The 8,054-nt window shown below is 53.8% G+C and carries 8 protein-coding genes and 1 tRNA gene; 7 read left to right on the top strand and 2 right to left on the bottom strand.

Features of this window, described 5'->3' with window-relative positions:
• Positions 1-1,038 (top strand): tyrosine-type recombinase/integrase (locus tag VEI50_13985; protein ID HXX76234.1); only part of this gene is annotated, 1,038 nt, incomplete at its 5' end.
• An 8-nt stretch (positions 1,039-1,046) separates the two neighbouring features.
• Here the strand turns inward: VEI50_13985 and VEI50_13980 are convergent.
• Positions 1,047-1,124: transfer RNA gene (locus VEI50_13980), tRNA-Glu, on the bottom strand.
• Positions 1,125-1,311: 187 nt separating this feature from the next.
• Between VEI50_13980 and VEI50_13975 the strand changes: the two genes are divergently transcribed.
• The gene (locus VEI50_13975) at positions 1,312-1,851 is read left to right on the top strand and encodes a hypothetical protein (protein HXX76233.1); all 540 of its coding nucleotides are present in this window, start codon (positions 1,312-1,314) and stop codon (positions 1,849-1,851) included.
• 23 nt (positions 1,852-1,874) lie between these two features.
• Here the strand turns inward: VEI50_13975 and VEI50_13970 are convergent, their stop codons facing one another.
• Entirely contained in the window at positions 1,875-2,225 is a 351-nt protein-coding gene (locus VEI50_13970; protein HXX76232.1) for a PilZ domain-containing protein, read from the bottom strand.
• An 81-nt stretch (positions 2,226-2,306) separates the two neighbouring features.
• Between VEI50_13970 and VEI50_13965 the strand changes: the two genes are divergently transcribed.
• The 5 genes from VEI50_13965 (at position 2,307) to VEI50_13945 (ending at position 7,964) form a co-directional block, all read left to right on the top strand.
• The gene (locus VEI50_13965) at positions 2,307-2,720 is read left to right on the top strand and encodes a hypothetical protein (protein HXX76231.1); all 414 of its coding nucleotides are present in this window, start codon (positions 2,307-2,309) and stop codon (positions 2,718-2,720) included.
• Between the two features lie 175 nt (positions 2,721-2,895).
• Entirely contained in the window at positions 2,896-4,590 is a 1,695-nt protein-coding gene (locus VEI50_13960; protein ID HXX76230.1) for a glutamine--tRNA ligase/YqeY domain fusion protein, read from the top strand.
• Positions 4,591-4,728: 138 nt separating this feature from the next.
• Positions 4,729-5,385, top strand: a complete 657-nt coding sequence (locus VEI50_13955; GenBank protein ID HXX76229.1) for an ABC transporter substrate-binding protein — start codon at positions 4,729-4,731, stop codon at positions 5,383-5,385.
• Between the two features lie 121 nt (positions 5,386-5,506).
• Entirely contained in the window at positions 5,507-5,842 is a 336-nt protein-coding gene (locus VEI50_13950; protein HXX76228.1) for a PilZ domain-containing protein, read from the top strand.
• A gap of 1,897 nt (positions 5,843-7,739) precedes the next feature.
• On the top strand, positions 7,740-7,964 hold the full coding sequence (locus tag VEI50_13945; GenBank protein HXX76227.1) for a helix-turn-helix domain-containing protein: 225 nt from the start codon (positions 7,740-7,742) through the stop codon (positions 7,962-7,964).
• Positions 7,965-8,054 lie beyond the last annotated feature (90 nt).

Genomic DNA, 8,054 nt, shown 5'->3' with positions numbered 1-8,054 from the left:
AGGGACCGGAAAGGGAACGTCATGACGCGACCATTAGTGGAATTAGTGGAGCAGTTTTGTCAGTACCAACTCAAACAGCGAGGGAAGACGGAAGGAGGTGTCCAGACCGCTCGCTGGAATCTGGAGCAGTTCTTAATTTTTGTGCGCAACCGGCACGGAAAAGTTGCCAGGCTTTCCGATTTGACTCGGACCATCATCCAGGAATGGATGGACGACATGGCCGCGCGAGACTTGTCGGTGTCCAGCATGAGGACCAGGCAGTCTACTCTCTCGAGCTTTTGTACCTGGCTGGTGAAGCGAGAGGTGCTGCCAGTCAATCCGGTTGCCGGTATGGATCGGCCTCCCCATCGCGTCGAACCACCGAAGCAGGTGCCCACTCCGAGTTTGATGGATGCGCTCATCGAGGCGGCGCGCAAGCGACAGCGTCCTCGGGATGTCGCTATTTTTCTCATCCTGCGGTTTACGGGGATGCGGCGGGCTTCTGTGGCCACTCTTCAAGCCAGGCACTTGGATGGGCTCTGGGGATTGCGGCGGGTCCGTGTGAAGGGCGGACGGACGAGGGACATTCCGTTGCCCGAACCGGTGATGCGCTATCTCCACTCCTACGTCGAGCAGTGGTTAGCACCGAGCGTCCAAACATTGACGCCGGAAACGCCGCTGTTCTGGTCGGTGTGGGGACGTCGAGTGATCGGACTGCATCGTGCGCCGATGACCGGGAAGAATATCTGGCGGCTGTGCAAACTTTATGGAAAGCTGATCGGCTACCCGATGCTGAAGCCGCACGACATTCGTCACGGTGTCGCGATGGAAGTATTGGAGCAACGACACGATCTCGAGCAAGTGCGCGCACTGCTCGGGCATCAGCGCATCGATACGACGCAGATCTATACGATGATTCGTCCCGCACAATTGAAGCAAGCGGTGTCGTTTTACGAAGAGCCGGCGAGACGAATGTTGGCGAGTTTTCCCACCAACGGTTCTTCCATGTTCGAGGAACATTTGAATGTTCCTCAAACACGGAGCCTAAAACATCAATAAAATCAGTGTGGTGGTCCCAACGGGATTCGAACCCGTGTTTGGGCCTTGAGAGGGCCCCGTCCTAGGCCAGGCTAGACGATGGGACCAGCCAGGCGTACCACAAACGGAGCGGCACAGTAGCATAGGGTCTTTTGCCTTTTCAATTGTTCTGGGTCCTCTGAAAGTTTTCCGACGAATGGACTCGTTCTTTCACGACTTGACACAGACACAAACATGGCCTACCTTTCGACAACTTCATGCCCCGCGCCGCAGGGAGAGTTCCATTCGAGACAGATGATGAACGAGCAACTCCAATCCAACAAAATAGAGAGCGGAGATTCCGCTGAATTCATCGAAGAGGCGAAACCAGAGACCGGGCTCGAGCTGCATATGGGCTCGAATGTCTTCCGCAACATCAACGGGGTAGTAAAACTTCAGGGCAAGGAGCAGATGTTTTGGGAAGTTGCGCCAGATCTTGAGACCCTGCTCCTCACCATGGATCTATACGACGACAAGGGCATCCGAGTGGGCCACATTCGACGGAACGTCATCAAGAGCGGTGATGTCGGACGCTTTGCCATTACTGTCAATTTACATGTCAACGCCCGACCGGATAATCCTCCATCGGTCACCGTTTCAGATCGATCCAACGGACAGACAGTGGTCGAAGCGTTCCTGGTCCAGGGACGAAAAATCCGCATTGCGGCGGGGAGCTTCTATACCCATAAGGGTGAATTGGTTCAAATTAGCCCGCACTACTGTCGGATCGGGACTGGACGGACTCTCTTTGGTGATGTGATAGAAAGCCGCGGGGGCAACGCTTTGATCGATTGATCTGTTATCGGTGCTACGAGTCGTCACGCACCTAACTTCTTCTCATTCAACACCAGCCGAAGCCGCTCCTTCTGGGCAGGCAGGATCTCCAAAAATTCCAGGCCGAACACTTTCGGTGAGACCCACCGAACGACTGCTCGATCAATTTTGAGCGGCCAATCATAGTCAGGCGAATAGATCCACGCTTCGACATCCGTATCCTTGACGATTTCGCTTTCGCAATCAACACGACAGCCGGTCTTGGAGAGATCCAATACCGTACCTTCTCCCTCGACGCCGCCACCAGAAAAGAAGATACGGAGCTTGGCTTTCAGACGAGTGGATTTTCGTTCCGGCATATCCTGAACAATATAGGCCTGTTCAATTCCTGACACCCTCTATCGTTCTTTTGTGCCATATCCGGCGAAAATACGGAAGCCTTTTGACAATAGGAGGAACCACCGTAGAATATTGCCATGTCCGATATCATTAAGCCGAGCATTCAAGCCTTCTTGGTCTGTGACCAGGTCATTGAAGACAGCGTCACCAAAAAGAAAAGTCTCATCGGACTCTTCACCCATCTGCAAGCCGTCAGCTTTCCGTTCCAACATCAACAGATGGGTCTCTACTTCTGCTTGACCGACGCTGAAGGGACCTATCATTTCGACATCGACCTCGTGTATCTCAACAGTGAACAATTGGTGTGCCGCGCCACATTACCGAATATCGTGATCGGAGACCGCTTACAAATTTCGGATTTCGGAATCAATATTCCCTCCTTGATCTTCCCCGCCCCCGGCCGTTATGAATTCCGCCTTCGCATGGACGGACATCTCATCGCACAAAAAGACTTTCATGTGATGCAGCTGCCGACTCATCAGACTGCCTGATCCTCATCGAAAAGTCGTGAAGCGTCACTCGTGAAGCGTAGTTCGCTTGCGAAATACGAGATACAAGCGACGGGATCCGTTCTGCTAAGCCCTTCTCCCTTACCCCGTTCTGTGGTAGAAGAGTCCCCACACCTGATTCGTCCCGTTCCATTCGCGCAGGAGTCAACCTAGAACCGTGTCTGAAACGAACGGCGCTTCGAATTTCATCCGCGACATCGTGGCGTCTGATCATGCTGCCGGGCGACACGGCGGACGTGTTGTGACACGTTTCCCCCCCGAGCCAAACGGTTATCTCCATATTGGCCATGCGAAATCCATTTGCCTCAACTTCGGCATCGCTCAGGACTATCCCGGCGGGATCTGCCATCTGAGGTTCGACGATACAAACCCGACCACAGAAGATCCGGAGTATGTTCAAGCAATCCAAGACGACGTACGCTGGCTGGGGTTCGATTGGCACGGAAAGCTGTTCCATGCCTCGGACTACTTTGACCGGCTCTATAATTATGCGGTGCGCTTGATCACCAAAGGCAAGGCGTACGTTGACAGCCTGTCGGCAGACCAAATTCGCGAGTACCGGGGAACGTTAACCGAGCCCGGGAAGGACAGCCCCTATCGCGATCGGTCGGTTGCTGAAAGTCTCGATCTATTTCAGCGCATGCGGGCTGGTGAATTTGCTGATGGAGCCCACGTTCTTCGAGCCAAAATCGACATGACCTCGCCGAACATTAATTTACGTGATCCGGTCCTCTATCGTATCCGACATGCCGCTCACTATCGGACCGGCACCACATGGTGTCTCTATCCATCCTACGACTATGCGCATCCGCTCTCGGATGCGATCGAGGGAATCACGCATTCTCTCTGTACATTGGAATTCGAGGACCATCGTCCGCTATACGACTGGGTGGTCGAACAAGCCGAGTCCCCACACCGGCCACAGCAGATCGAATTTGCCCGATTGAATATCACCCACACGGTGATGAGTAAGCGAAGGCTGCTGGAGTTGGTCGGGAAAAAACTCGTAGCCGGGTGGGATGATCCGCGTCTCCCCACGATTAAGGGCTTACGGCGGCGGGGGTATACTCCAGAGTCCATCCGGGCCTTCTGCGAACATATCGGTGTCGCCAAGCGAGATGCTGTCGTCGAAATGCAGTTACTCGAACATTTTATTCGCGAGGACCTCAACAAGCGAGCCCAGCGGGCCATGGCCGTGTTGCGTCCGCTGAAGATCGTGATCGAAAACTATCCCGAAGGGCAGGTTGAACAGCTCGACGCAATCAATAATCCTGAAGATCCTTCGGCCGGAACCAGGAAAGTTCCATTCTCACGTACCCTCTTTATGGAGCAAGACGATTTTCGCGAGGATCCGCCCAAACAATTCTTTCGCCTCGCTCCAGGCCGTGAAGTCCGGCTCCGGTACGCGTACATCATTAAATGCGTGGGGGTTACGAAAGACCCGCAAAGTGGCGAGCTAACCGAACTCCGTTGCACATATGACCCGGAGACAAAGAGCGGTTCAACCGGAGAGCAGCGTAAAGTCAAAGCGACGATCCACTGGGTCTCCGCCCTCCACGCGGCCGAAGCGGAAGTTCGTCTTTATAACCCGCTCTTAACCGCTGATTTGGCCAAAGTCCCGTCCGACCACGACTGGACGACATACCTCAATCCGCGGTCGTTGGAACGAATCACCGGCTGCCGTATAGAACCCAGTTTGCAACACGCCATTCCCGGCTCCCGATTTCAATTCGAACGTCTGGGGTATTTCTGTGTCGACTCGGATTCGTCTCCAGCCAAAGCGGTGTTCAATCGTACGGTCGCTCTCAAGGACGCCTGGGCGAGGATCGACAAATCTCAGCAGACTCGCTAGCTCTCTACCACCTTGCCGGTTTAGCACCAACAAATCTGTCCTCTTTTCGCCACGTTGCACCGGCTTTACAGACTCCGCTTCTTTGCTAGGCTTACATAAGCACGCCCTAAACCCCTCAACTGGAGCCGATTTGGAGCCATGAGACGATTCGGTCTATCCATCACCCGCTGGACAAAGTTTGTATTGTCCGTCTCATCTGTCTTCTTCATGATGACCGGTTCTCCTTCGTCTGTCGCCGCCGGAGAGGAAGCCACTGAGGCTGTGCAAGGTACGATTGCAAATGTGATGCGTGTGCTCGATGACGAGAGACTGAAGGGTCCGGATAAGACCGAGGAGCGCCGACATGAAATCGAAGGGATTATCCGGCAGCGTGTGGATTATCAGGAAATGGCGAAACGCACCTTGGGAACGCAATGGTCGTCGCTGACTCACCATGAACAGAGAGAATTCGTCGACCTATTCGTCCAACTCCTCAGAGACACGTTTGCCGGACGAATCAGCGAGCGTTCCGATGAACAGGTACTCTATCTCGGCGAACAGCAGGAAGACGGTTTTGCGGAAGTCAAGACTCAACTGAAAGGAAGGAAAATCGATACTCCCATCGATTTCCGACTTATCCACCGCTCCGGCGATTGGCGGGTCTATGACGTCGTCATAGACGGGGCGAGTATTGTGAGCAATTATCGGTCTCAATTCACGACCATCATCCGCGACGTGTCGTACGGGGGATTGGTGAAAAAAATGCGACAGAAGGCCGTCGCCCTCAAAGTCTTTGAAAAGATGCCCGCTCAGTAGCCTCCTTTCCCCAACTGTCTTATCCCATTTCCCCGCTTTTTCTTTACCCCAGGCCCCGGTTTGTTAGACTACTTCTATCGGCATGAGGCCAGCCCTCACGCCCGCAATTGGAGAAGACGCCATGATTGAATGTCGACAGTACCCGCGAATTCCGGTTGATCTCCAAGTCTTCTTTTCCACCACGGGGAATACAGATATTCGAGAAGGAACGATGTTCGATCTCTCTCTGGGGGGATGTGCAGTGACAACCATGACATCCGTCCATCCTGGAACCGGTATGCGTATCCTCATCCGGGCAACTGATCTGGGATCTCCCATTACCATCGAATCTGCGGCAGTCCGTTGGAGCCGCTACGGTGAATTTGGCGTAGAATTCATGGGGATTTCCGACATCGACCAGAGTCGCCTAAGCCGCCTTTTGCAAGCATCGACGTCCTATCCAATCCGTCCGAGCTGACTTTTCGCATCCGTGCGATCCAGGGCGTGATACAGTACCCGTATGATATGCCCGCTCTGCCGAACTCCCACCAGTTGGGAAGAGAATCCCTGGCGTCCCTTCTGCTCTGAGCGATGCCAGTTGACTGACCTTGGGAGCTGGGCCGCAGAACAGTACCGAGTTCCAGGCTCTCGGCTTACGGTTGAACCTGAATTAGAGGAAGAAGGAGATTAAGCCGGCATTGGTTATTGTTCAGGCTGGTTCTCCTCCCTCAGTTCCTGTCACCAAGTCCCCGCTATCTTGATGGAGTTCCCTCCTCTCAGCTATCTGAAAAGGAAAGTGGTGGTGGTACCGACCAAAGGCTGCGCGACCCCTGCTACCAAGGAAACTCTTCAACCCTTCTCATTTGAGCGGCGTAATGTTGGGGCTCACGACCTGTTGATTAGAATTACCCTCTGCGGAATCTACCATTCTGAAATCCATCAAGCCCGTAACGAATGGTGCGGCTCTATCTCCCAGATGGCCCCCAGTTATGAAATCGTCGGTTTGATCACCAAGGGGGGAATGTGGTCAACCAGTTTCGCGTAGGCGATCGTGCCGGTGTCGGTTGCATTGAACCGGCGAGGGAGTCGGTTGCTCTGAGAAAAATGGCTGGGGGACTAGGAATCGAACCTAGGTAGCCAGCTCCAAAGTGTGATCGTGCCCGTTTGGACCGCTGGTACGATTGACTGCGATTTCGTACGACTGAGAGACCCGTTCCTGGCCCGAGCCCTTCTGTTCCGGGCGTTTTAGCCCTTCTCGCGGATCTTCCTTGTGCGATTGGCTGCGATTCTGGCAGACCTGGTTCCGACACTCCAACCGCTACCGGACCGATACCGCAACCGCTACCGGAATTGATACCACGTCGCCCGACCCCGGAACTCGTCAAGCCCTACCCCCCACCCCATCCATTTTTTCTGTGGCTGTACCCCTGATATATTCAGAAAAATTAGAAAAATCCCGGACCAAAAAATGGGACCACTTTTAGGGCATGCGTCAGGGTCGACGGCGGCGCTTTGACCTTTTCTTCGGCTTCACCTTCGTGGAGGTCTGACCTGGTGGGCTTTGTCGCCAGCGCCGCATTCTGATTTGCGCGCCACACGAATCGCAACAATGCCCTTTGTCACATCGGGTTTGAATAAACACGCGGCGACGACTATTTGGCCCGCGATGGCACTCTGGATTGTCACATACCCTTAGCCGATCCGCTACGGCCTGGATGATGTAAGCCGCTCTATGAATGAAAATCTCGTGAGGGCTTCGTGGATCTGGAAGTGATTGTGGGGTGAGCGTCCCTTTTCGCAATCCAAGACGCAGACGAATCTCATCCGTCACCACCTGCCCGAACGAGAGAAGGCCGTCAAACAATTTCCAAACCGGCGTTTGATACATCTCGCGGACAATCTGTTGTTCGTGTTGAAACCATTTTCCGCTCTCCTTCATGGCACCCTCTGACCTTCTCGCTTCATTCAGATCCATCCCGCTCTTTTGAGCCAGACCGGTCGGGGTATAGGGCTCGATCCAGTCGAATTGAGGTGCGGGCTGATTGGCTACCCGTTGGACGTGATCTACATCCCAGGGCCCAATGATCGTGAACAACTCGCATAAGGAGGCAAATTCTTGGTTCGAGCAGACAGTCAGGTCTTTCTGTGCGAACTTCAGAAGCCACTCTGCTTGATGAATCGGGTTATGTCCCCCTAAACGCCTGAATAGATCGCTATATGTAACAGGCTTGATACGGCGTTGGTCTTTTTGCAGTCCCGATCCCGTAACCAAGTTACGCCATCCTCTCAAAATGACAGAAAATCCCGTTACGGGTTTGACAATAGCAAACCGTACCTATAAAAAGCAAGCCAGATAGAACATAGGAGGGGGACACATGATTCAATTTGGTGAGCTGTTGCGGGTTGAGGATGCGGCGAGCGCTCTTGGGCTTCGACCCAGTACCGTTCGCAAAATGGTTCTCAAACGCGAAATAGACATTGTTCGCCCCTCGAAACGGGCGGTCCGCATTCCACGCGCTGCGATCGAGAAAATTCTGAAGACAGGCTACCGTCCAGCGGTTCCGGAGGCGGCTCTCAGTCACAACGGTGGCGCGCGATAAGTTCGGAAACGTTGACTACATGAAACATACAAGCCGATCTAAGAGCTGCAGGATGGTATCAGCATGACGGCCGCTGAACTCTTGCCGAGT

This window comes from Nitrospiraceae bacterium, from assembly GCA_035623075.1.
Taxonomy (GTDB): Bacteria; Nitrospirota; Nitrospiria; order Nitrospirales; family Nitrospiraceae; genus DASPUC01.
Note: the sequence above shows the minus strand (reverse complement) of the source record. Positions and strands in the feature narration are given on the sequence as shown.